Annotated in this window: 20 protein-coding genes and 3 tRNA genes; 14 read left to right on the top strand and 9 right to left on the bottom strand. The window is 50.1% G+C overall.

Features of this window, described 5'->3' with window-relative positions:
• The first annotated feature begins 176 nt into the window (after positions 1-176).
• Entirely contained in the window at positions 177-770 is a 594-nt protein-coding gene (locus CSR04_RS20940; RefSeq protein ID WP_102798293.1) for a DUF938 domain-containing protein, read from the top strand.
• Here the strand turns inward: CSR04_RS20940 and CSR04_RS20935 are convergent.
• Together CSR04_RS20935 and CSR04_RS20930 are read right to left on the bottom strand one after the other, a co-directional pair.
• A complete protein-coding gene (locus CSR04_RS20935; RefSeq protein WP_102798292.1) occupies positions 767-1,564 on the bottom strand; it encodes a substrate-binding periplasmic protein in 798 nt (265 codons plus the stop codon). The genes CSR04_RS20940 and CSR04_RS20935 overlap by 4 nt on opposite strands.
• A 53-nt stretch (positions 1,565-1,617) precedes the next feature.
• Positions 1,618-2,775 (bottom strand): GNAT family N-acetyltransferase, encoded by a 1,158-nt coding sequence (locus CSR04_RS20930; RefSeq protein WP_102798291.1) that lies wholly within the window; start codon positions 2,773-2,775, stop codon positions 1,618-1,620.
• Between the two features lie 32 nt (positions 2,776-2,807).
• Here CSR04_RS20930 and CSR04_RS20925 point away from each other — a divergent pair, with 32 nt between their 5' ends.
• The 5 genes from CSR04_RS20925 (at position 2,808) to CSR04_RS20905 (ending at position 6,787) form a co-directional block, all read left to right on the top strand.
• Positions 2,808-3,272 (top strand): regulatory protein RecX, encoded by a 465-nt coding sequence (locus tag CSR04_RS20925; protein ID WP_216362611.1) that lies wholly within the window; start codon positions 2,808-2,810, stop codon positions 3,270-3,272.
• Between the two features lie 177 nt (positions 3,273-3,449).
• Positions 3,450-6,047: an alanine--tRNA ligase gene (gene alaS / locus CSR04_RS20920; protein ID WP_102798290.1), complete on the top strand. Its 2,598-nt coding sequence runs from the start codon at positions 3,450-3,452 to the stop codon at positions 6,045-6,047.
• Positions 6,048-6,195: 148 nt separating this feature from the next.
• Complete coding sequence (gene csrA, locus CSR04_RS20915; RefSeq protein WP_102798289.1) at positions 6,196-6,402, top strand: carbon storage regulator CsrA; 207 nt, start codon at positions 6,196-6,198, stop codon at positions 6,400-6,402.
• Between the two features lie 180 nt (positions 6,403-6,582).
• A tRNA-Ser gene (locus tag CSR04_RS20910) sits at positions 6,583-6,672 on the top strand.
• A gap of 38 nt (positions 6,673-6,710) precedes the next feature.
• A tRNA-Arg gene (locus CSR04_RS20905) sits at positions 6,711-6,787 on the top strand.
• A 420-nt stretch (positions 6,788-7,207) separates the two neighbouring features.
• Here CSR04_RS20905 and CSR04_RS20900 read toward each other — a convergent pair.
• Positions 7,208-8,494, bottom strand: coding sequence for a lipase family protein (locus tag CSR04_RS20900; protein WP_172449450.1), 1,287 nt, complete (start codon positions 8,492-8,494; stop codon positions 7,208-7,210).
• A gap of 136 nt (positions 8,495-8,630) precedes the next feature.
• The gene (locus CSR04_RS20895) at positions 8,631-9,113 is read right to left on the bottom strand and encodes a DUF6795 domain-containing protein (protein ID WP_102798287.1); all 483 of its coding nucleotides are present in this window, start codon (positions 9,111-9,113) and stop codon (positions 8,631-8,633) included.
• Positions 9,114-9,321: 208 nt separating this feature from the next.
• Here CSR04_RS20895 and CSR04_RS20890 point away from each other — a divergent pair.
• The 4 genes from CSR04_RS20890 to CSR04_RS20875 all read left to right on the top strand — a co-directional run bounded on the left by CSR04_RS20890 (position 9,322) and on the right by CSR04_RS20875 (position 13,522).
• Positions 9,322-9,398: transfer RNA gene (locus CSR04_RS20890), tRNA-Arg, on the top strand.
• A 951-nt stretch (positions 9,399-10,349) separates the two neighbouring features.
• Positions 10,350-10,598, top strand: a complete 249-nt coding sequence (locus CSR04_RS20885) for an OadG family protein (RefSeq protein WP_102798286.1) — start codon at positions 10,350-10,352, stop codon at positions 10,596-10,598.
• An 11-nt stretch (positions 10,599-10,609) separates the two neighbouring features.
• Entirely contained in the window at positions 10,610-12,385 is a 1,776-nt protein-coding gene (oadA, locus tag CSR04_RS20880) for a sodium-extruding oxaloacetate decarboxylase subunit alpha (RefSeq protein ID WP_102798285.1), read from the top strand.
• A 6-nt stretch (positions 12,386-12,391) separates the two neighbouring features.
• Positions 12,392-13,522, top strand: coding sequence for a sodium ion-translocating decarboxylase subunit beta (locus CSR04_RS20875; protein ID WP_102798284.1), 1,131 nt, complete (start codon positions 12,392-12,394; stop codon positions 13,520-13,522).
• 89 nt (positions 13,523-13,611) lie between these two features.
• Here CSR04_RS20875 and CSR04_RS20870 read toward each other — a convergent pair whose 3' ends face one another.
• Positions 13,612-13,851, bottom strand: coding sequence for a hypothetical protein (locus tag CSR04_RS20870; protein WP_102798283.1), 240 nt, complete (start codon positions 13,849-13,851; stop codon positions 13,612-13,614).
• Positions 13,852-13,953: 102 nt separating this feature from the next.
• Between CSR04_RS20870 and dapE the strand changes: the two genes are divergently transcribed.
• Complete coding sequence (gene dapE, locus CSR04_RS20865) at positions 13,954-15,123, top strand: succinyl-diaminopimelate desuccinylase (protein WP_102798282.1); 1,170 nt, start codon at positions 13,954-13,956, stop codon at positions 15,121-15,123.
• 105 nt (positions 15,124-15,228) lie between these two features.
• Positions 15,229-16,446 (top strand): alkaline phosphatase family protein, encoded by a 1,218-nt coding sequence (locus tag CSR04_RS20860; protein ID WP_102798281.1) that lies wholly within the window; start codon positions 15,229-15,231, stop codon positions 16,444-16,446.
• On the opposite strand, the gene olsF is transcribed toward CSR04_RS20860, so the two are convergent.
• From olsF to rpsT, 4 genes are all read right to left on the bottom strand, one after another.
• Complete coding sequence (gene olsF, locus CSR04_RS20855; protein WP_102798280.1) at positions 16,443-18,164, bottom strand: bifunctional ornithine lipid synthase OlsF; 1,722 nt, start codon at positions 18,162-18,164, stop codon at positions 16,443-16,445. The two genes, CSR04_RS20860 and olsF, sit on opposite strands and share 4 nt — an antisense overlap.
• A gap of 108 nt (positions 18,165-18,272) precedes the next feature.
• Entirely contained in the window at positions 18,273-19,067 is a 795-nt protein-coding gene (locus CSR04_RS20850) for a UDP-2,3-diacylglucosamine diphosphatase (RefSeq protein WP_102798279.1), read from the bottom strand.
• A 216-nt stretch (positions 19,068-19,283) separates the two neighbouring features.
• Positions 19,284-19,592: a hypothetical protein gene (locus CSR04_RS20845; RefSeq protein ID WP_102798278.1), complete on the bottom strand. Its 309-nt coding sequence runs from the start codon at positions 19,590-19,592 to the stop codon at positions 19,284-19,286.
• Between the two features lie 270 nt (positions 19,593-19,862).
• Positions 19,863-20,126, bottom strand: a complete 264-nt coding sequence (gene rpsT / locus CSR04_RS20840) for a 30S ribosomal protein S20 (protein ID WP_102798277.1) — start codon at positions 20,124-20,126, stop codon at positions 19,863-19,865.
• A gap of 176 nt (positions 20,127-20,302) precedes the next feature.
• Between rpsT and murJ the strand changes: the two genes are divergently transcribed.
• Positions 20,303-21,865: a murein biosynthesis integral membrane protein MurJ gene (murJ, locus tag CSR04_RS20835; RefSeq protein WP_102798276.1), complete on the top strand. Its 1,563-nt coding sequence runs from the start codon at positions 20,303-20,305 to the stop codon at positions 21,863-21,865.
• Between the two features lie 99 nt (positions 21,866-21,964).
• Positions 21,965-22,888, top strand: coding sequence for a bifunctional riboflavin kinase/FAD synthetase (gene ribF, locus CSR04_RS20830; protein ID WP_102798275.1), 924 nt, complete (start codon positions 21,965-21,967; stop codon positions 22,886-22,888).
• The last annotated feature ends 72 nt before the right edge of the window (positions 22,889-22,960 follow it).

Genomic DNA, 22,960 nt, shown 5'->3' with positions numbered 1-22,960 from the left:
AACATGTAAAGTTATTTGAAAACAATTGTTTATGCTCCACTTCGACGTTGGATATTAAATTGTGTAAATATATCTGACACTTAATGTCTGTTATTTAAACATTAGTCGACTGCAATGAGTTGGGTAATGCAATAGCTTTAGGTATGATTTCTGTTTAGCGTTTTGTGGATGCTGGTATGTCAAAGCCTTTTAGTCAGGCCTGTGAAAATAATAAACAGCCCATACTGCAATTTCTGCGGGTTCGTTTCAGTAATGTCAGGCATGTACTGGAGATCGGATCCGGAACGGGCCAGCACGCGGTGTATTTTGCCCCGTCACTGTCACCTATAGTCTGGCAGTGCAGTGATATGCCGCACAATCATGCCGGTATTAATGCCTGGATTGATGAGTTTCCCTGTGACAACTTGCGTCGCCCGCTAAATTTTACTGTTGGTGAAGATGACTGGCCGGATACCCAAGCGGATGCGGTGTTTACCGCCAATACCACACATATTATGCAGCCGCAGCAAGCCCGATTGATGATGGAGATGGTGGCTGAGCACTTACCCTGCGGCGGGGTATTTTGCCAGTACGGACCTTTTAATATTGATGGTCAGTACACCAGTGACAGCAATGAGCAATTTGATCTGCACCTAAAAGCGCAGGGCTATGGTGGAATTCGCGATATCAATGAGTTGCAGGATTGGCTGGCGGGAACCTCACTAAGCTTAGGGCAAAGAGTACAGATGCCGGCTAACAATCAATTATTGGTTTGGCAGAAGATGCCTTAAGGCGATAAGGCCATTTGGCGGTCAAGGATTTGCTGCCACTTCTGATAGCTAAGTCTGGATAAACCGTTTTGCTCAAATAGCGGCCAAACCCGGTCTTCCGATACCAGCTTGTTCAGTCCTTTGTTTAACGCCCTGGTGAAACGGCCGAAGTTGGCATTACCCTGGCGCCCCATAATATGAATACCTGCCTCCATAGGCATGTCCCCAGCTTCCAGACACAAGTTTTGTCGCCGTCCACTTTTATCACTGCAGTAATAACGGGCCAGGGTTTCCACGATAAAGATGTGCTTCACCCTGCCACCTTTAAGCAATTGCAGCAGTGCGTCGCTCTCCACCAAGCCATATAGGTTATTGTAACCACTGTCGCGCAGAAACTGACTTTGTGCCGAGCCCTCAATAACCCCTACAAGCAAATCCGATGTGCGGATCTGTTCGGCACTTGCAAAGGGCTGGCTGGATAAGCGAAAGAAACCTGCTCTTGAGATAGCTAATGGTGCAGTAAACTGAGCCCATTGCTCCCGCTCTGGGGTGATGGCGGCAAAAAACAATGCGTCCAGTTTGCCCTGCTGCAACTGACTTTGCGACCAGGCCCAGGGCATTGATTGTAAAGTGAGCTTGAACTCCTGGTTGTCGCCAAGCACTTGCTGAGTTAACTGCCAGGCTAACCGGTACTCGCCAGGTCGGTCCAAGCCGCTTTCGTGGCGCTCCGATACGCCAAGAATAAGTGTTTGCCCGAAGCCAGCAAAGGAACAAATCAATAGCAGTACAAAACTGATATAGCCTGAGTATTTCACAAGTTACTGCCAGCACTTTTTATTAAAAGGTAGCAGTCTTTTGAGCGATGCGCTCAGCCAGAGTGCTGTGAGCCTCTGGCAAAAGGTAAAAACTGCATGGCATTATCTTTGTAACTGGCCAATTGCTGTTTCTCATGCTGAATAAAATTGTGCACTGCCGAGTGCAACCGGGCATGGGCCAGCCAATGATTGCTGAAACATAAGGTTGGTTCAAAGCCCCTCAGTAATTTATGTTCTCCTTGTGTACCTGGGTTAAAAACGAGCAGACCTTTCTCTATACAAAATTCAATGCCCTGATAATAGCAAAGCTCAAAATGCAGCCCGTCCACTTCTTCTATGCAGCCCCAGTAGCGGCCGTACAGGCATTTGTCATCATAAAAAAGCAGAGCACAAGCCAGCAATTGCTGGTTTTTGTGGGCCTGCACCAGCAACATCTGTTCTGGCATACTTTGCACCAATGCATTGAAAAATGCGCGATTCAGATAGCCCGTATGGCCGGAACGTTTGAGGTAAGTATTGCAGTAGCATTGGTAAAAGTCGTCCATGTCTGCAGCACTGAGGTCAGCACCACTTAACCGTCTGAAGGTCAGTCCGCTGTCAGCAAGTTTACGCCGCTCCTTGAGCAGGTTTTTGCGCTTTCTTGAATTAAAGGTGGCAACGAACTCGCCGAAGTTGTGGTAACGGCGGTTATACCAATGAAACTGAATGCTGTGGCGCTGGACACAGTTCAGTGGCTGAAGTTGGTCTGAGTCGGCTTGCTGCAAAAACAGCAGATGGACCGAAGAGTAGTGCTGCAACTGACATTGCTGCTGCAGATACCCTACAACATCTTGCCACAGTAATTGCACATTAAGATCGGCCCTGACCAGCAAACGGTCACCGGGCACCGGCGTAAATGGGATGCCAGCCAGCAACTTGGGGTAGTAATCCAGCCCCTGAGCTGCGTAAGCATCGGCCCAGGCAAAGTCAAACACATATTCGCCGTAACTGTGCCATTTCTCATAAAGTGGCATCACCGCCGCGATACCCAGATTGTCTTCTATCAGTAAATGTTTGGGTTGCCAGCCACTACTGCCGCCCACACACTGAGACGCCTCCAATGCCGATAAAAAATGATAGTGCAGAAAAGGCCCGGCATCAGCCGCCAGCTTTTGCCACGCTGTAGGACAGATCCGTTTAAGGCTATCGATAAAACTGAATTTCAAATCCATACCGACCCGGCGTTACAATATATGGGGAAACTATGTTACTGCGGATTACTATGACAGATGCTGATCGCAAGATCATCCGGGAAACCCTGACATCCCTGCTGGCAAGACGTGAGCACAGTCAGGCCGAATTGCTGACCAAGTTGGCGTTACGGGAACTGGACGCAGAGCTGGGCAGACAAGTGTTGCAGGAATTTATTGAACGCGGCTGGCAGTCTGATTTACGTTTTGCTGAAAGTTTTGTTCGGCAAAGGGTCGCTAAGGGCCAGGGGGAATTGCGTATCAGGGCCGAGCTCAGGCAGCGACAAGTGGCCGATAACCATATTCAGCATGCACTTGAAGCAATACAGGTGGATTGGTTTGAAACGGCCAAAAAGCTGTATCAACGCAAGTATTCTCGCCCTGCAACGGATTGGAAAGAGCAACAAAAAAGAATGCGCTATCTGCAATACAAAGGCTTTAGCAGTGAGCAGATTCGTTATGCATGTGAAGCAGAATAATTGTTAGTTTCAGCGATTGGATAGCGCAATGCCACTGAAGTGCCAGAAAAGATCGCAATGGGCGCTGGCAGCCCTTTTATTTACTTATGATTGCACCTGACAGTCAGCGAGATTTCATGATATTGTCCGCACTGATTTCAAGGTTTATTTTTCACTGTTTTTTCTCCGGGATGTTAAATGACTATTAGCACTGCTGAAATTCGAAGCGCATTTTTGGACTACTTTGCCAAACATGGTCACCAGAAAGTGGCGAGCAGCTCATTGGTGCCTGCGGACGACCCCACGTTACTGTTCACCAACGCAGGTATGAACCAGTTTAAAGATGTATTCCTGGGGGCGGAAAAGCGCGCTTACACTCGTGCGGTCTCTTCTCAGCGCTGCGTGCGGGCCGGCGGTAAACACAATGACCTGGAGAATGTCGGTTATACGGCCAGGCATCACACCTTCTTTGAAATGCTGGGGAATTTCAGCTTCGGCGACTATTTTAAGAAAGAAGCCATTGCCCTGGCATGGAACTTTCTGACTGAAGAACTGAAATTGCCCAAACACAAGCTATTAGTCACAGTGTATGCCGAAGATGACGAAGCCTTTGAAATCTGGGAAAAAGAAATCGGTATTCCGAAAGACAAAATTATTCGTATCGGCACCTCGGACAACTTCTGGTCAATGGGCGATACCGGCCCTTGCGGTCCCTGTTCAGAGATTTTTTACGATCATGGCGAACATATCTGGGGTGGCCCGCCTGGAACACCGGAAGAAGATGGCGATCGTTTTATCGAAATCTGGAATCTGGTGTTTATGCAGTTTAACCGTCAGGCCGACGGTAGCATGGAGCCTCTGCCCAAGCCTTCTATTGATACGGGGATGGGGCTGGAGCGAATCTCTGCCATTTTGCAGCATGTGCACAGCAACTATGAAATCGATCTATTCCAGGCTTTGATCAAAGATGCCGCCAGTGTGACCGGCGCAAAAGACCTGCAGGACAAATCCCTGCGCGTGGTGGCTGATCATATTCGTTCCTGTGGCTTTTTGATTGCTGACGGTGTACTGCCGTCCAACGAAGGGCGTGGCTATGTGCTGCGCCGCATCATTCGCCGCGCGGTACGGCATGGCTATAAGTTAGGCGCTCAGGATATTTTCTTCTACAAGCTGGTGGCGTCTTTGGTGACACAGATGGGCGCAGCTTATCCTGAACTGAAAACCCAGCAAGCCAGTATCGAAAGGGTGCTTAAAGCCGAGGAAGAGCAGTTTGCCCGTACTCTTGAGCGCGGTATGCAAATTCTCAGCGACGCTCTTGATAGTCTGGATGGCAAGGTCATTCCGGGTGAGCTGGTGTTCAAACTCTACGATACCTACGGCTTCCCGTCTGATTTAACCAATGATGTGGCCCGTGAAAAAGGCTACAGCATTGATGAGCAGGGCTTTGAAGCTGCAATGGCCGAGCAGCGCAAACGCGCGCAGGCGGCCAGCAACTTTGGTGCGGATTACAACGCACAGCTCACCAGCGAGAACTGTTCTGAGTTCACCGGTTATGACAATGAAGCAGGCATGGCGCAAGTGCTGGAGCTGTTTAATCTGCAAAGCGCGGTGGCCAGTCTGGCCGTCGGTGAACAGGGCATAGTGGTATTAGATAACACTCCCTTTTATGCCGAATCCGGTGGGCAAGTTGGTGATACTGGTGTGCTTAAGCTGTTAAATGGCGTATTTCGGGTAACCGATACGGTCAAACTGGGTAATGCTATTGCCCATAAAGGTGTCGCCGAAACAGCCATTCGCATTGGCGACAAGGTGGATGCGCAAATCGATGCGGAGCGTCGTCAGGCTATCAAACTGAACCACAGTGCCACACATTTGCTGCATGCCGCATTGAAACAAGTGTTGGGTGAGCATGTTAACCAGAAAGGTTCATTGGTTCAGCCAGACAGACTGCGTTTTGATTTTTCCCATTTTGAAGCAGTCAGTCGCGAACAACTTATTGAGATTGAGAACCTGGTGAACCAGCAGGTGCGTCAGAACCATGATCTCAGCACCAGGCTGATGGCTATAGAAGATGCCAAAGCGGCCGGTGCGCAGGCGCTGTTCGGTGAGAAATACGACGATGAGGTGCGGGTGGTTTCCATGGGCGAGTTTTCCATGGAACTATGTGGTGGTACCCATGTGCAGCGTACCGGCGATATTGGTTTGTTCCGTATTATCAGTGAAAGCGGCATTGCCTCCGGAGTGCGCCGTATCGAAGCCGTGACAGGTGCTGGCGCATTGGCTTTCAGCCAGCAACACAGCACGCAACTGCAAAGTATGGCCGGTCAATTGAAATCCGATCTGGCTGGCTTACCAGAGCGGGTTGGGCAATTGCTGGAACAGTCCAAAGGGCTGGAAAAAGAGATTCAGCAGTTGAAGCAAAAGCTTGCCAGCCAGGCCGGCGCGGATTTGCTTAGCAGCGCCGTGGAAATAAAAGGCGTGAAACTTCTGTCGGCCAAACTGGACGGTGTGGAAGCCAAATCATTGCGAGACCTGATGGACAGCCTGAAGACCAAACTGGGTTCCGGGGTGTTGATGCTGGCGGTAGCGGAAGGTGAAAAGGTCAGCCTGATTGCTGGCGTGAGTAAAGATCTCACCGACAAAGTCAAAGCCGGCGAACTGGTGAACTTTGTTGCCCAGCAAGTGGGGGGCAAAGGTGGCGGCAGGCCGGATATGGCTCAGGCTGGCGGTACACAACCGGAAAATCTCGACAAGGCTCTGTCCAGCGTGTCGACATGGCTGGAAGATAAGCTATAATCCGCCGCTCACTTTTTGAGTAAATGGGCCGGTTTTTCGCAGTGACACGGAAAACAAGGAACGGCTGCTAGATAATCTCTTGTGATAACAGAGAATTACGCTAGCTTTAAGTAAGGACTTGTTGGAAAAACGGAACAGGAGCAAGCGAATGCTTATATTGACCCGTCGTGTAGGAGAGACCCTGATGATTGGTGACGAAGTGACCGTCACTGTGTTGGGCGTCAAAGGAAACCAGGTTCGGATTGGCGTAAATGCCCCGAAAGAAGTATCTGTGCATCGTGAAGAAATTTATATGCGTATCCAGGCTGAGAAAAACTCTCAGTATCCGGGTGACGACGCATCTGATGATGCATAAGAAAAAGAAGGCTGGGTAACCAGCCTTTTTCTTGCCCGCGACTTTCTCCTGAACCGTCAAAAAATCTCTGTTTTGCATGAAAATTGGCTGAATTGCTCAAATGCTCAACGAACAAACCTCCAGTCCGGAAAAAAGGTTTGACTTCCCCCAGTGAATCATTAAACTGCGGCTCCACATTGAGGAGAGATGGCCGAGTGGCTGAAGGCGCACCCCTGCTAAGGGTGTATAGGTTAACCCCTATCGAGGGTTCGAATCCCTCTCTCTCCGCCATTTCCTTTTGAAGGAAATGCGCAGGATTCAAAGTTTACGCGTGTGTAGCTCAGCTGGATAGAGTACCTGGCTACGAACCAGGCGGTCGGAGGTTCGAATCCTTCCACACGCGCCATATAAAAGAAAAAGGCCCCGTTCGAAAGAACGGGGCCTTTTTCTTTTATTCGGTATGTCGTGGGACGGGGTGAGAACCTCCCAGGTTCGACAAAAATGCCAGGAGCATTTTTGAACGTCGCGCTTTACAGCGACGGCCCGCAGGGCGCTGGGCAGGATAGCCCAGCGTAATCCTTCCACGCAGTTACGCGAACACTGCAGTCTGTAGTGGTCAGCTATCAACAAGAGCTGGGGCTTTTTTCTTTATATGGCGTCGAGGGACGGGGTAAGAACCTCCCAAGTTCGACAAAAAGTGCCAGGAGCACTTTTGAACATCGCGCTGTACAGCGAAGGCCCGCAGGGCGCTGGGCAGGATAGCTCAGCGTAATCCTTCCACGCCGTAACGCGAGCACGGCAATCAGCTATCAGTAATCAAGTCATCTTAATCATCAGGCATCCAGGCCAAAGGCCCTAACCGCCGTCGGCTGAATTTATTATTGGGGCCTGGGCGGCGATACCCGTTTTGCCTTGGCTGGTAACCTGACGGAAGCTGCATTTTCTCTTCCAGTAATCCCATACGGCTTAAAGCAGCCTGCTGGGCCTGCCACCCCCAGAGTTGTTGGCGCTTGGGTATCACAGTGTCGGGATGGGATAGGCAAACAGATTGATAAGCCAGCGATTGCAGGCAGCTACCGAGTCGCTCCAGCAAGGCGCGAATAAATGCAACAGTTGGATTCTTTACCTCGGCTTTAATACCTAAAAATGCCAGTATGGCTTTTAACGCGCCGATACCCAGTTCCCACAACGACTTTAGTGCTGTCATGCCCCGTACCAGCAACCAGCTTATTTGGTCTAAGGTGGTGGCGTAACCGGGCAGGGTTCCCAGACCAATCCCCAGGGCTTTTGATAAGATATAGTTAAGGGCTTTACCAATAATGCTTAGCAGTTTTGCTGAAAATAAGGCTGGTCCCAGCAGCAGATGTGAGCCCAGACTGGCCATTAAGCGGCTACTGGTCCATGCCATTGGCTTGTTTTTAAGCCCCTGCCAGTCGCTATTGCCAACTGAGCGGATATAGCCCTGACGATCGTGGGCCTGAACCGACACCAGGCTACCACTCCAGTTCAGACAGTAGCCTTCGGCGCTGTCGGCCGAGAAGGCATGCAAAAAAGGGTACATGGGCAGCATACCGACCACATCGGCATCATGGTAAACACGGTAGATATTCTGCTTGCCTATTAGCTTTTCCATCTGCTGGTTAAAGTTATCAAAACCCACCCGCGGCGCCCCAAAGGTGTATAGCTTAACCTGACAGGACCCGGCGCTGTCCCGGCTGCGAATATGTCGTGCGGTTAAGGTGGCCAGCGCCCCACCCAGACTATGGCCAACCAAGTGAATACGACTGGGGCTATGCCAGTCCAGATAGCGATCAATATGCTGAGTAAAGGACTGAAATGCCTGGTTAAAACCGCTATGAATATGCACGCCTTGTTTTGAATCCGGCATAGTACGGAAATTAGTGCCCCAATCAGCCCAAGATTGGGTACCGCGAATGGTAATTAGAGATTCACCTATACGGTTATTTTTATATATATCAATACCTTCCGCTATTACTCCAAAAGCTGCGGCTCTTCCGTCACCTAAGCCCGTATTAGCCTGAAAGTAATCGATTGGAGAGAACTGAAGCTTTGCGAAGCTAGCAAATATTCTGTTCTTTTTAGCACTCTTCATATAGTCAAAAGGAACGCGAAACTTTGCTTTTGAGCTTTTTGTTTCTGTATGAATCTCATCGGTTATGTCATAAGCTAGATCGCAGATTGAAGCGCTTTGATGAGGCGTAAGACTGTCCATATTTTAAATCCTTTATCTATTTAACCACCTTGCAGACCCCGTAGTAATCCTCTAAGTAACCACCGTCCTCGTTCATCTGAGCTGATGATGTTAAATCACAGACCAGATTTAGTGGCGATTTCCCTTTTTCTCCACCCAACTCATAGTTACGTTTTCTAAAACTCCAACCGTCGAATTCTTTATTGTCATGTTCAAAGACTATGTTTTGATTTACCCCTGCCTCATGCAGTGGAAGCAGGGATACTGAGAGCGATGAGCTATAAAGTGCAGGGAAGCTAAAGCGTCCGGCAGAGTCTGTTGTCGTGTAATCTATTTTCTCTTCTTCGGCAGCTCCCCAAAGATAACGCCGCTTGACTTTGACTCCCTCAACAGGTTTTCCTGCCATCAACACAGTCCCCTCAACAGCAGAAAACATACACTTTTTAAAAAATCCCATGGCCTGCGCTCCCAAGCTGCTTATCAATAAGCCTGTCAACAAGATAATGATATTTGCTCTCATCCATTTGTATCCCTTCTTCGTCAAGGTTCAGTCTAGAATATAAGTCACTTTTCAGCATAAACCGAACAGACCTTAGCCAGTCACAGCGTTATTGCAAATAAAATCAGCTGCTACTATTGCATTTCCCGGTCAGCCATGTAGAATGCGCGCTCGCTGTGACAGGGAAGCTTGCCTTCTCGCAGTTATTAGCAAAGAATTTAAGTATCACGCGTGTGTAGCTCAGCTGGATAGAGTACCTGGCTACGAACCAGGCGGTCGGAGGTTCGAATCCTTCCACACGCGCCATATAAAGAAAAAGGCCCCAGCTCGAAAGAGCTGGGGCCTTTTTCTTTATATTCCGTCGAGGGACGGGGTAAGAACCTCCCAGGTTCGACAAAAATGCCAGGAGCATTTTTGAACGTCGCTGCCTTACAGCGACGGCCCGCAGGGCGCTGGGCAGGATAGCCCAGCGTAATCCTTCCACGCAGTGACGCGAGCACCGCAGTCAGTAGTGGTCAGCTATCAACAAGAGCCGGGGCCTTTTTCTTTTAGATCGTCGAGGGACGGGGTAAGAACCTCCCAGGTTCGACAAAAAGTTCCAGGAACACTTTTGAACATCGCGCTTTACAGCGAAGGCCCGCAGGGCGCTGGGCATGATAGCTCAGCGTAATCCTTCCACGCCGTAACGCGAGCCCCGCAGTCAGCTATTACAAAGCCACAGAGCCTTTTTCTTTTATTAGATAGTGGGAAGGGGTGACTAAAACACCAGGAGTGTTTTAGAACAGCTTCAACTGGCCCTTGGGCGAAGGCAGGATGCCGGAGTAAAACCTCCCAGGTTCGACAAAAATGCCAGAAGTACTTTTGAACATCGCATCTTACAGCTACGGCCCGCAGTGCAGGATAGCCCGACGTAATCCTGCCACGCCGTAACGCGAGCACCACTGCCAGCTATCAGAAAGCCAAAGAGCCTTTTCTTTGATATCCAGTCAAGGAATGTGTTGAAAGCAAACATATACATATTCAATTCTCGCTATGACCAAATACCACACCCTCAGTCATTCCCAATATTCAATACCCCATGATAAATCGCTATATATCATCAGGTAAAAATCCATGATCCTTCCTGTTTGGTGGTTAAATATGCCAAATAAATGAATAAATAGTTATTTGTTATGGCTTTTTAGCCGGATGGTCAGGTTGTTTTTTAGTGATCCCCATGTTACTTATCTGCACACTTATTTTCAGGGACTCGCTGGGATGAATGCCGATATTCAAGCACTTTTACTAGATGCTGGCCTGCTCTTGCTGGTTGGTATGGCGGTGGTTTTTTTATTTCTTTCCTTGCTGATTGGGGTGGTTAATCTGATTAGCCGGCTATGCAGTCGTTTTGCCGAACCCCAACCCGCAGTGGTTACACCGAAAAGAACCCAGGTACCAGCCTCTGTCAGTGCGGCTGAAGTGGCAGCTATCAGTGCCGCTATTCATCAATATCGCAATCCAAGCTAACGGGAGAAACCATGTCCAAACCACTCGCTATTACCGAACTTGTGCTGCGTGACGGCCATCAATCCCTGCTGGCTACCCGTATGCGCCTTGAAGATATGCTGCCCATTGCCGAGAAACTGGATAAGGTTGGCTACTGGTCAATGGAATCCTGGGGCGGTGCTACCTTTGATGCCTGCATTCGCTACCTGGGCGAGGACCCCTGGCAACGTATCCGCGAATTGAAAAAAGCCATGCCCAACACGCCGCAACAGATGCTGCTGCGTGGCCAGAATCTGCTTGGCTATCGGCACTATGCAGATGATGTGGTGCGTAAGTTTGTTGAACGGGCACACAGTAATGGGGTAGATGTCTTCCGCATTTTTGATGCCATGAATGATGTGCGCAATTTACAAACGGCGGTTAAGGCCGCTATTGAGGTAGGAGCACATGCCCAGGGCACCATTTCTTACACCGTCAGCCCGGTACATGATCTGGAACTGTGGCTGACCATGGCCAGAGAGTTGGAAGATATGGGGGTGCATTCCATCTGTATCAAAGATATGGCTGGACTGCTTAAGCCGTATGAGTGTGAAGAACTGATTACCCGCCTTAAACAAGCGGTCGCCGTTCCTATTGCGATGCAATGTCATGCCACTACGGGGTTAAGCACGGCGACTTATCAGAAAGCCATTGATGCGGGCATCGATATGCTGGATACCTCCATTTCTTCCATGAGTATGACCTACGGCCATTCGGCGACCGAAACTATCGTGTCCATCGTTGAGGGCACGGAGCGGGATACCGGGCTGGATATGTTACTGCTTGAGGAAATCGCTGCGTATTTCCGGGAAGTGCGTAAGAAGTACGCCAAATTTGAAGGCAGTTTGCGTGGTGTTGACTCGCGTATTCTGATTGCTCAGGTGCCAGGCGGCATGCTAACCAATATGGAAAACCAGCTTCGGGAGCAAGGCGCTGAAGATCGTTTGGATGACGTGCTTAAGGAGATCCCCTCGGTTCGCGAAGATTTGGGCTTTATTCCGTTAGTCACACCGACATCGCAGATTGTTGGCAGCCAAGCGGTGCTGAACGTACTAACAGGTGAGCGCTATAAAAGCATTACCAAAGAAACTGCCGCAGTATTGAAAGGGGAGTATGGTGCCACGGCCGCCCCGGTCAATACAGAGCTGCAGGCCCGGGTACTCAATGGAGACAAGCCAATTGTATGTCGACCCGCCGATCTGATTGAAGACGAACTGCAGAAGCTGTCAGAGGAGCTTAAAGAAATTGCCAGTCAGAAGTCTATTCAACTGGCCAATGAGCAGGTGGATGATGTACTGACCTATGCACTGTTCCCACAAGTCGGCCTTAAGTTCCTGCAAAATCGCAACAACCCTGCTGCCTTTGAACCTGCGCCAGGGAATGAACCCAGTAAACCAGCAGCACCACAGAATACTCAGCCAAGCACCGGGCCTGCGGTCTATTCGGTTCGGGTGGATGGTAAAGTGTATCAGGTGGAAGTGGCTGAAAGTGGGGAACTGACAGATATCAAAGCGGGCAGTGAGGAAAAGGTACCCCAAGCCACCTCGGTGCAGGGAGGGGAAACTCTGAATGCGCCACTGGCCGGCAACATCGTTAAGATCCTGGTTAAACCTGGCAGTCAGGTCAGCAAGGGGGATGTTGTGGTGATGATGGAAGCCATGAAGATGGAAACCGAAGTGCGCGCGGCCCATGACGGCAGGGTTATAGAGCTGCTGGTGAATGACGGTGATGCCGTGCAATCCGGCCAACCTTTGCTGACGCTGGGATAAAACAACATGGAGAAGTTGACAATCTTGTGGCAGTCCACCGCCCTGGCTAACTTTGAGGGCGCGCAACTGGTGATGATGGCGGTTGGCTTGCTGCTGTTGTATCTGGCCATTGTGCGTAAGTATGAGCCGTTACTGTTGCTGCCTATTGGCTTTGGTGCGATTCTCACCAATATTCCGCTGGCTGGATTCAGTGAGCCCGGTGGTTTGCTTTACTATGTGTATGAAGTTGGTATTGAGACTGGAGTGTTTCCGCTGCTGATCTTTATGGGGGTAGGGGCGCTGACCGACTTCGGCGCACTGATTGCCAATCCCAGAATGCTGTTACTAGGTGCGGCTGCCCAGTTCGGTATTTTTGCCACCTTGTTTGGCGCAATTTTACTTAATTTAGTTCCCGGTTTTGAGTTTAGTCTTAAAGATGCCTCGGCCATTGCCATCATTGGTGGTGCGGACGGCCCAACCGCCATTTTCCTGGCCTCAAAACTGGCGCCTGAATTGCTTGGTGCGATTGCGGTGGCGGCTTATTCCTATATGGCGTTGGTGCCTATTATCCAGCCGCCTATTATGAAAGCCCTCACCAGTCAGGCAGAACGGGAAATTCAAATGGAGCAGCTACGCACTGTCTCCAAACGGGAAAAAATCCTGTTCCCGCTGGCCGTATTGCTACTGACCATTTTGTTTTTGCCCACAGCCACGCCGTTGGTTGGTATGTTTTGTCTGGGCAACTTAATGCGTGAATGTGGTGTGGTGGATCGTCTGAGTAAGACCGCGCAGAACGAGTTAATCAATATTGTTACTATCTTTCTTGGACTGGCGGTGGGCTCAAAATTGTCTGCGGATAAATTCCTGACCCTGGAAACCCTGGGGATCCTGGGGTTAGGGGCAATTGCCTTTGCCATAGGCACTGCAGCCGGTGTGCTGATGGCCAAGCTGATGAACCATCTGAGCGGTGGCAAGGTTAACCCCTTAATTGGTGCGGCTGGCGTGTCAGCTGTGCCTATGGCCGCGCGGGTGGTAAATAAAGTGGGATTGGAAGCCAACCCCCATAACTTCCTGCTGATGCATGCCATGGGGCCAAATGTGGCAGGTGTGCTGGGCTCTGCGGTGGCGGCCGGTATTTTGCTGGCGTTAGTCGGCTGATAAGGCCAATACCTGACTGGTTAGAGAGCTGCTCAGGCCGTTGTCATTAATACTGACAACGGCCGCGACCTTATACTATGGCCCTAAGCTTATATATGGGTCAGCCAAAGTAGTAGTGTATAGAATCCACCGATCACGGCTGAAAAAATCAGGATATACACAAAGCCCTGCTTACCCTGAGACAGGCTGTAGCCGTTATGACGCAGATACAGATACCAAATCAGGCACAATATCGCCGGAACAAGAAAGAGCAGGCGCAGCAATACAATCTCCTTTGCGGGTAACTGGTAGTAACCCATTGATTTTATTTCACTGATAAACTTTAGCAAGGGCCAAGTTCCTTCATTGCTGTCATCTGTTCGTCTTGAAATTGCCATTTGTCTGTCATAACGGGCGTTTGTAATGGGCAAAACCCCGACAGGATGCAGACAATGACCTTAAGTGTATTGCCCCGCCACCAGCAAATTTTTCGCTCCATTGCTTACAGTCAGGAACTGATTCGCCGCCGGTCTATTACGCCGGATGATCAGGGCTGCCAGCTGTGGCTGGCAGACAAGCTGAGCAGGCTAGGTTTTAGCTGTCAGCATTTTGAGGTGGAAGGGGTCAGTAACCTGTTGGCGATTTTGGGGCAAGGACAGAAGACCCTGGCATTTGCCGGACATACCGATGTGGTGCCACCTGGCCCCTTGGATAAGTGGTTATGCGATCCTTTTGCCGGACAAATTACCGACAATGAGTTGATTGGTCGCGGTGCAGCGGACATGAAAACCGGAGTGGCGGCCATGCTGGCGGCGACAGAGCGCTTTTTGGCAGCTAAGCAGCCCTTTAATCAGCGTCTGGTCTGGCTGATCACCAGTGATGAGGAAGGTGAGGCTGAGTTTGGCTCTAAGGTGCTCAAAGCAGAACTGGACAGGCAAAACATTCACCTGGACTATTGCCTGGTTGGGGAGCCGACAGCATCAAGACAAACCGGTGATACTGTTAAGGTCGGCCGACGCGGGGCGATATCTGCCAGGCTAAAAGTCCTGGGTAAACAAGGCCATGTGGCTTATCCCCAATATGCCGACAATGCCATTCACAAGATGGGAAAGGTGATAGCGGCGCTTAACAACATAAACTGGGACTGCGGCAGCGACGATTTCCCCGGTACCAGCTTACAGATCACCCATATCGATTCAGGTGCTTTTACCGATAATATCGTGCCGGCCCAATGCAGTATCTGCTTTAATATTCGCTACAGTCACAGATATGATCTGGCTTCTTTGCAACAGTTGATACAGGAAACACTGTTACCTGTGACTAATGGCTTTGAATTGCAATGGGAGCGCCCCTGTGAGCCCTATTTTACCAGTCAGGATAGTCATAACAGCCTGATCCATGAGGTGGAGCAGGCTATTTTTCACAACACCGGTAAGTTCCCGGTATTGTCTACCTCGGGAGGCACATCAGATGGCCGTTTCTTCGCCGGGGCACGCACTCAGGTTGTGGAGTTAGGCGTACCCAATCGCACTATCCATCAGGTGAACGAACGGGTACATATTGCAGACCTGATCGCCCTTGAAGATATTTATACCGAGGTACTGCAACGTTTACTGGCCTGAACAAACTCAGATGGTTTCCTGACGTATTCAGCGGTGGGCAGGGCGATGCCTGACAAGGTATAGTATCGGCTCAGAAACCTATCGATATGGAGTTGTTGCAGAGCCATGATAAAAAGGGCGCTTTGTCGGTTGTTGCTGTTGTTCTGCCCAGTTGTTGCCCAGGGGGCGACGCAAAGTGTGGTGCTGATTTCCCTGGATGGCTTTCGCTGGGACTATATAGAAAAACACCAGGCCACTAACCTGGCCGATATGGCTGTAAAAGGCGTCCGTGCCGAACGAATGCTGCCGGTATACCCGAGTAAAACCTTCCCCAACCACCTTTCTTTGATAACCGGTTTGTTACCTGTTCACCACGGTATTGTGGACAACAAGTTTTGCCACAAACAGCGCCAGGAATGCTACAAAATGGGTGATGGTGGCAAAGACAGCACCTGGATACAGGGTATCCCGCTGTGGAATCTGGCAGAGATGCATGGTGTTAAGTCGGCGGTCTATTTCTGGCCGGAGTCGGATGCCCGCATTAACGGTATGACCCCCAGTTATTATTATCACTATGCCAAACAAGCTGATTATTCGAACCGGGTGCAACAGATCCTTGACTGGTTGGCTTTACCCGTTGCCCAGCGACCGCGTTTTATCGCCGGGTATTTTTCTCTGGTTGATACCATTGGCCATGAGTTTGGCCCATCGGCTGCTCAGACCCGAGATGCCGTGCAGCAGGTTGACAAGCTTATTGGTTTATTACGTGCCGGGCTGGCAGACAAACCCGAGGTTAATCTGCTGGTGGTGGCAGACCACGGGATGGCAGAAATCCATGCTGACAAGGCCATAGACGTGCGTACCTTGCCCTATGATGATGATTTCAAACTGGTTAACAGTGGAACCCGCCTGATGTACTACGCCAAACCGGGTGTCAGCGCCGGGCAAGTTCAGCGCTTCAGGCAAAAACTGCTGGATGTCGCGAATGGGCGTTATCAGTGGCTGAACAACCAGCGTTTAAGCGCGCTTAGCTATCAGGGACATGCCGGTGTGGCGGATATTATCCTGGAAACGCAGGCACCGGCGTTTTTTGTCGAAAAAGATTTACAAGGGCAACAAGTGATGGGTGCTCATGGCTATATTCCCAATCAGGATATGGGGGCGGTATTTGTGGCACAAGGACCGGCCTTTAAAAAGGGTCTCAGGATCCCGGCCTTTTCGAACCTGGATGTGTATCCCATTGTGGCCAGAATTCTGGGCATCAGGCCTCTTGGACCTATAGATGGCGATGGGCAGGGTCTTGAGGAGGCGCTGACCGGGTTGGTGGCACAATCGCCGCATTAGGCGGCGTTGTGCTCGGATACGCTTCCCATATAGCGGGCGCGCTTGTTTTGCTTCAGACGGGTGATATCTACCAGCACCAGGCCATCCACACAATCGTTGAAATCCGGGTCAATACCAAAGCTGAGAAACTTTACGCCGTCGGGTTCGCATACTTCGGTGTATTGTTTGTACAACGTCGGGATTGCCACGCCCATATTGGCCAGCAGATGCTTAAGCTGGGTAAAGTCGGCTTTGTAGTCCTGGCCACTGAAGGCATCCTTCAAATCCTGGGGAAGCAGATAAGGCCGGTTGGAGCGGGCAATGCCTTGCTCTGAGCCAAAATACAACTGATAGAAATACACCAGCAAATCTTTAGCTGCCGGCGGTAAGCTGCCGCTGATACTGACCGGACCGAACAGATAGCGATACTGAGGGTGGCGCTTTAAAAAAGCACCAATGCCGTACCACAGATAATCCAGGCTACGTTTACCCCAATATTTAGGCTGAACAAAGCTGCGACCCAGCTCCAGGCCCTGTTCGAAGTATTTGTCCATATCCTGACCATAATCAAACAGGCTGGCGGAATATAAGCCGGGACCTTCCATATCACTGGTTAGTTGCTTGGCATCACCAAAACGGTAAGCACCCACTATCTCCAGTTCTTCATTGTCCCATAACAGCAAGTGGTAATAGTGGCTGTCGTACTGGTCAATATCGCGACGTTTATTGCTGCCTTCACCTACCGCCCGAAAGGCCACTTCACGCAGTCTGCCCACTTCACGCAGAATAGGAGAGCTGCCCTGATAACGGTAAAGGTAGATATCTTTGCCATCGGCGGTAGAGCCCAGCAGTTCACATTCCTTGCGAATCGCTTTAGTGAGCTCTCGTCTGTCTTCGGGCAATGCAATGGCTTTTTGGGTGGGGAAGATGCCTTCTTTATTCAGACCAATACGATAGAGGTGTTTCTTAAACAATTTGACCTGCTGGCGGGCGGATATTTTTTGTCCCTGATAAGATTCGAACGGGATCATCTCGCCAATCCGCATCGGCAGGTGTTTTTTGCGCTGTTTAAACATTTCCGCCACCAGAAACAAGGTAGCGAGTGGCTTGTACAGCATGGATACACCATAAAACAGTGGTGAGTTTTTGCCATCGATAAAAATAGGCAATACCGGGGCTTTGGCCATGGATGCAATGCGCAAAAAACCGCTACGCCAGCGGGTATCTCTGACGCCCTGTGGGCGCAAACGAGACACTTCACCGGCCGGGAAAATAATCACCACGCCTTCCTCCGCCAGATACTTCTGAATATTGCTCAAGCTTTCTTTGGCCGTACCGCCATTCATATTATTGACCGGCAGCAACATAGGATGCAGCGGGCCAACCGCCATCAACATTTCATTGGCAACAATTTTAATGTCTTTACGTACTTCACTGACCAGCTTCACCAGCGCCAGGCCATCTAAGGTGCCGATGGGGTGGTTGGCAATGATCACCAGGCGCCCCTGGGTAGGGATCCGCTCCTTCTCGCTATCACGTACTGAGTAACTGAAATTAAAATACTCAAGCACCTGCTCAACAAATTCCAGACCTTGCAGGTAGGGATAGTCGCGGGCAAACTCCTGAAACTCGCGTTCATGCAGCAGGCGTCGTAGAACGAACTTGGCGGAATTGAAAACCAGTGGGTTGGCGGATAGTTTGGGATAGTGTTTTTGTAAAACTTCGTCAACAGTAAACATGGATCACTTTCTCGGCCAGTTATTTCACCCGAGTTTAGGTCCGCCCAATGACGTTTTTGTGAGCTTTTTATTGCGGTTTAATGACGGTAGGCTGACCTAGGCCATTGCCTAAGCCGCCCGTTTGGCACTGGCCTTGCGCGGCAACGCCTGTACCTGAGTTTGAATTTGCGTCCAGTAAACTAAATTTAACCGGCCCCGGCTGTCTTCGGTTAGGGCCGAGCAATTCTCAATCCAGTCGCCGGTATTGCAATACAATACTCCCTGATTTTGAGTGATTTCCGGATGATGGATATGTCCGCACACCAGACCATCCATACCCATGTCCCTGGCGGTTCTACAGCCAATATCACGATAACGACCAATGGCTTCATTGGCCCCTTTCACCCGACTTTTGATGTAGCCTGCTAATGACCAATATGGCTGACCCAGCCAGGCACGCGCTTTGTTATACCAGCGATTGACAAATAGCAGTAAGTCGTAGGCTTTGTCGCCTATCCAGGCGTGGAACTTACCAAAGCAGACTTCCTGGTCGAACTGGTCACCGTGCAGCAGCAGCAGCTTTTTTCCATCGGCAGTGGTATGAATATACTGACGATGAATTTCCACCTCACCGAAGGCCATACCATCATATTTTTGCGCCGGTTCATCATGATTACCTGGCAGGTAGATGACCTTTGTGCCTTCATTGGCCAGTGAAATAAGGCGATGGAACAACTGATTATGGGCTTTAGGCCACATAAACTGTTTGCTCATGGCCCACATGTCGACGATATCCCCTACCAAATACAGGGTTTCGATGCGGCTGTGGCGCAGAAAATCCAACAAGTACTCGGCTTTGCAGTCTTTGTAGCCGAGGTGAATGTCAGACAGCCATACGGTGCGGTAGTGGCGTTTTTCAGTCATAAATTAGCCTGCCTTGCGTCGACTTTTGTTCAAAGACTAGGCAATGCCTCTTACAAAAACGTGACGTTAATTTGAAAGTGTCATGACAATTGCCTCTTTTGTGTGACGCGCAACAGCATCTGGATGGCTTTTTGTTAAAGCCTAATGTTGGTGGTGCAGGCAGGAAGCAACCGAAGTGCGGTTGACGCTAAGCAAATGCTAATACAAGGGAAAATATCAGAGCAGGTGGCGAATAACGGCAGTCAGCCCCTGCGTTTCTATCACTCTGTATTGCTGGCAGGTGTCGCCACGTTCGAATCTATGACACACATGCAGATTGTTGGTGTCTTTATCTATTTTGACAAAGCTGGCATTGGCATCCAGCAGTTGTCCGGATTCGCCGAACCCCTGCCAGTAAATACTCTTGGAAACAATGTTGGCACGCTCATAGGTAATTAACTGTGGCATTGGGATCAGGGTGGCCGCCAGCAACAGTAAAATGCACAGCGTGACACTGATAAAAGTAAGGTGTTGTGCCTTGTTCAACAAGAATTCCCAGGTGTCTTGGCTGACAGATTGCCTGTTTTAAAGAGCGTTGGATTCTATCAGAGCCAGCTTAAACTGTCTTGACTTGCAAGGGCGGGGAAATGTATATCAACGTAAGAAAATGTAACCGTCACAGAAACATTAGCCTGGCAAAGGGCGATATCAGCTATTTTGATTTGTCAGAAGGCGTATTGACCGGGACATAAAAAAAGCGCCGACAGGCGCTTTTTTTAATACAATCCCTGATAGTCAGAATTGCAGGAACGGGCATCAGGCCAAAGCGTTGATCTTAGCAACCAGACGGCTCTTATGACGGGCAGCCTTGTTTTTGTGGATCAAGCCTTTGGTAGCCATGCGGTCCAATACTGGAACTGCAGCAGCGAAAGCGGCCTCAGCAGCAGCTTTGTCACCAGTGGCGATAGCAGCGATCACTTTCTTGATGCTGGTACGCGTCATGGAGCGACGGCTGGCGTTGTGCTGGCGACGTTTTTCGGCCTGGATAGCACGTTTCTTAGCAGACTTGATGTTAGCCAAGGTGAAACTCCCAAAAGATTCTTGTCAAAATTTAAGGGTGCGGATTATTCCCATTATTGGCGTATTTGTCAAATGCTTTTGCCGCTTTATTGGACAACATTTGCGAGGGCATTTGTGTTTCTCAACATGGCCCGGATCCCGCATAATAGAGCGCTGTTTTTGTCTGGGGACTTTGTGTGTCGGTTAAGTTGCTGAAATCCGGATTGATTGTCAGTTTTATGACGTTGTTGTCAAGAATTCTGGGCTTGGCCCGAGACGTTGTTGTTGCCAATTTAATGGGCGCTGGCGCGGCGGCGGATGTGTTCTTTTTTGCCAACAAAATTCCTAATTTTTTACGCCGACTGTTTGCCGAAGGCGCATTTGCCCAAGCCTTTGTGCCTGTGCTTAGCCAGGTGCACGCTGAGGGCGATGAGCAGAAACTGAAACTGTTTCTGGCTCGTACTGCCGGGACGCTGGGGACCCTGGTGCTGGTGGTGACGTTGCTGGGAGTCATTGGTTCACCTGTGTTGGCGGCATTGTTTGGCACCGGCTGGTTTATTGATTATCTGCAAGGTGGGGCTGATGGCGCTAAATTTGAATTGGCCGCCTTAATGCTGAAAATCACCTTCCCTTATTTGTTCTTTATCACGCTTACCGGGCTTTCCGGGGCCATTCTCAATACTTTGAATAAATTTGCTGTCGCTGCTTTTACCCCGGTATTACTGAACGTCTGTATTATCAGTGCTGCACTGTATCTATCGCCGCAATTGGCAGAGCCGGCTGTTGGCCTGGCCTGGGGGGTGTTTTTCGGTGGTTTGGTGCAACTGCTTTTCCAGTTGCCCTTTCTGTTGCGTACGGGGCTGGTGGCCAAACCCCGGTGGGGCTGGCGAGATCCCAATGTGACCAAAGTCAGGAAATTGATGATTCCAGCCTTGTTTGGCGTATCAGTCAGCCAAATCAATTTGTTGCTGGATACTTTTATCGCCAGTTTTCTGGTGACAGGCTCAATTAGCTGGCTGTATTACTCTGACCGTTTATTGGAATTTCCCCTGGGTTTATTCGGTATTGCTATTGCGACCGTGATCCTGCCCACCTTATCCCGCAATCATGTCAGTGCTGACAGCGTTAAGTTTCAGGCTAACATGGATTGGGCCGTACGTATGGTGTGCTTACTGGGAATTCCGGCGGCAGCGGGATTGATTGTGCTTGCCGAAGCGCTGCTAACGGTTTTATTTGTGCGCGGCGAGTTTGATGCCAGTGATGCGCAGAAAGCGTCATATAGCTTGATGGCTTATGGCTGTGGGTTGTTGAGTTTTATGCTGATCAAGGTGCTGGCACCGGGGTTCTTTTCCAGACAGGACACAAAAACGCCAGTCAGGTACGGGATCTGGGCGATGGCGGCCAATATGTTGTTTAACATTATTCTGGCATTTCCATTCGGGTATGTTGGTCTGGCCATTGCCACCGCTTTGTCAGCCAGCCTTAACGCCATTCTGCTGTATCAGAAACTGCACCGAACCGCTGTATATCAAATAAGTCGCGATACAATCTTGTTTCTGGCCCGGGTGATGCTGGCGACCCTGGTTATGGTAGCTTTGTTAATGTGGTTAAAACCCGCAGCCGATGTATGGCAGCAACTGCCGCTAATAGCGCAAATCACGGAATTATGCAGGTTGATCGGTTTGGCATTGCTGTGTTTGCTGCTGAGTGCCCTGGCTCTGGGATTAAGGCCCGGCGATTTGAATAAAGCGCATGGATAGATGCTTTGCCCTTGACACTGGGCTTTAATTAAGCGGACAGTCGGTTATAATCCCGTGATTTTTGCACGGGCGAAAGCCGCAACCAACAAGGGGTAGCTGGTGGAACTGATTCGTGGCCTGCATAACATCCGTGAACGACATAAAGGGTGTGTGCTGACCATTGGCAAGTTTGATGGTGTGCATTTAGGGCATCAGGCGGTACTTAAACGTTTGATTGATAAGGCCCGTACCATGCAACTTCCGGCGACTGTCATGGTATTTGAACCGCAGCCTGAAGAGGTGTTCAGCCCCGAGAGTGCACCGGCCAGAATTAGCAGGCTACGCGACAAATACGAACAGTTGCGCAAGCTGGGCGTGGATCGCTTGCTGTGCATTCGGTTTGATAAGGCGTTTTCACAGCTGTCGGCCAGTGATTTTGTTGAAGATTTATTAGTGAAGCGCCTGGGTATCCGGTTTCTGGTGGTAGGGGACGATTTTCGCTTTGGCAAAGGTCGCAGCGGCGATTTCACCATGCTACAAAGTGAAGGCGTGCACTGTGGTTTCGATGTGGTCAGTACCCGCAGTTTTCGTTTGCAGGACTGCCGTATCAGTTCCACTGTAATTCGCCGGGCTCTGGCCTTATCTGACTTTCAACTGGCAGAGGCCATGCTGGGCAGACCCTTTGGCATTTCCGGCAAAGTCGTACACGGTGATAAAAAGGGCCGGACCCTGGGATTTCCTACCGCCAATGTGTTGTTAAACCGTTGCCGGGCCCCATTAGCTGGGGTGTTTGCCGTGCGGGTTAAGGTCCAGGGGCAAACCTATCAGGGGGTCGCCAATATCGGCAATCGTCCAACCGTAAATGGTCAGCGTAGCCAGTTGGAAGTGCATGTGTTTGATTTTTCAGCGGCCTTGTATGGTCGTCATATCGAAGTGATTCCGGTGGTTAAGATCCGGGACGAAATGAAGTTTGCTTCGCTGGAAGCATTGCAACAACAGATACGGCAGGATGCCAGTAAAGCCAGGGAGTTACTCTCGGCTTAAGGGCGACTTGCCCGGTTAAGGCGTTATGCCAGCAGTGCGATACGCCTGTTCTAATAGTGGAATTGAGGATCG

Source organism: Bowmanella denitrificans (assembly GCF_002887595.1).
Lineage (GTDB): Bacteria > Pseudomonadota > Gammaproteobacteria > Enterobacterales > Alteromonadaceae > Bowmanella > Bowmanella denitrificans.
This window is presented reverse-complemented; position numbering and strand designations above follow the sequence as displayed.

What these genes read in the sequence shown, in the direction of transcription:
- CSR04_RS20940 (WP_102798293.1), top strand. Translation starts at nt 177, where the DNA reads ATGTCAAAGCCTTTTAGTCAGGCCTGTGAAAATAATAAACAGCCCATA.
- CSR04_RS20930 (WP_102798291.1), bottom strand. Translation starts at nt 2,775, where the DNA reads ATGGATTTGAAATTCAGTTTTATCGATAGCCTTAAACGGATCTGTCCT.
- CSR04_RS20925 (WP_216362611.1), top strand. Translation starts at nt 2,808, where the DNA reads ATGTTACTGCGGATTACTATGACAGATGCTGATCGCAAGATCATCCGG.
- alaS (WP_102798290.1), top strand. Translation starts at nt 3,450, where the DNA reads ATGACTATTAGCACTGCTGAAATTCGAAGCGCATTTTTGGACTACTTT.
- csrA (WP_102798289.1), top strand. Translation starts at nt 6,196, where the DNA reads ATGCTTATATTGACCCGTCGTGTAGGAGAGACCCTGATGATTGGTGAC.
- CSR04_RS20900 (WP_172449450.1), bottom strand. Translation starts at nt 8,494, where the DNA reads ATGAAGAGTGCTAAAAAGAACAGAATATTTGCTAGCTTCGCAAAGCTT.
- CSR04_RS20895 (WP_102798287.1), bottom strand. Translation starts at nt 9,113, where the DNA reads ATGAGAGCAAATATCATTATCTTGTTGACAGGCTTATTGATAAGCAGC.
- CSR04_RS20885 (WP_102798286.1), top strand. Translation starts at nt 10,350, where the DNA reads ATGAATGCCGATATTCAAGCACTTTTACTAGATGCTGGCCTGCTCTTG.
- oadA (WP_102798285.1), top strand. Translation starts at nt 10,610, where the DNA reads ATGTCCAAACCACTCGCTATTACCGAACTTGTGCTGCGTGACGGCCAT.
- CSR04_RS20875 (WP_102798284.1), top strand. Translation starts at nt 12,392, where the DNA reads ATGGAGAAGTTGACAATCTTGTGGCAGTCCACCGCCCTGGCTAACTTT.
- dapE (WP_102798282.1), top strand. Translation starts at nt 13,954, where the DNA reads ATGACCTTAAGTGTATTGCCCCGCCACCAGCAAATTTTTCGCTCCATT.
- CSR04_RS20860 (WP_102798281.1), top strand. Translation starts at nt 15,229, where the DNA reads ATGATAAAAAGGGCGCTTTGTCGGTTGTTGCTGTTGTTCTGCCCAGTT.
- olsF (WP_102798280.1), bottom strand. Translation starts at nt 18,164, where the DNA reads ATGTTTACTGTTGACGAAGTTTTACAAAAACACTATCCCAAACTATCC.
- CSR04_RS20850 (WP_102798279.1), bottom strand. Translation starts at nt 19,067, where the DNA reads ATGACTGAAAAACGCCACTACCGCACCGTATGGCTGTCTGACATTCAC.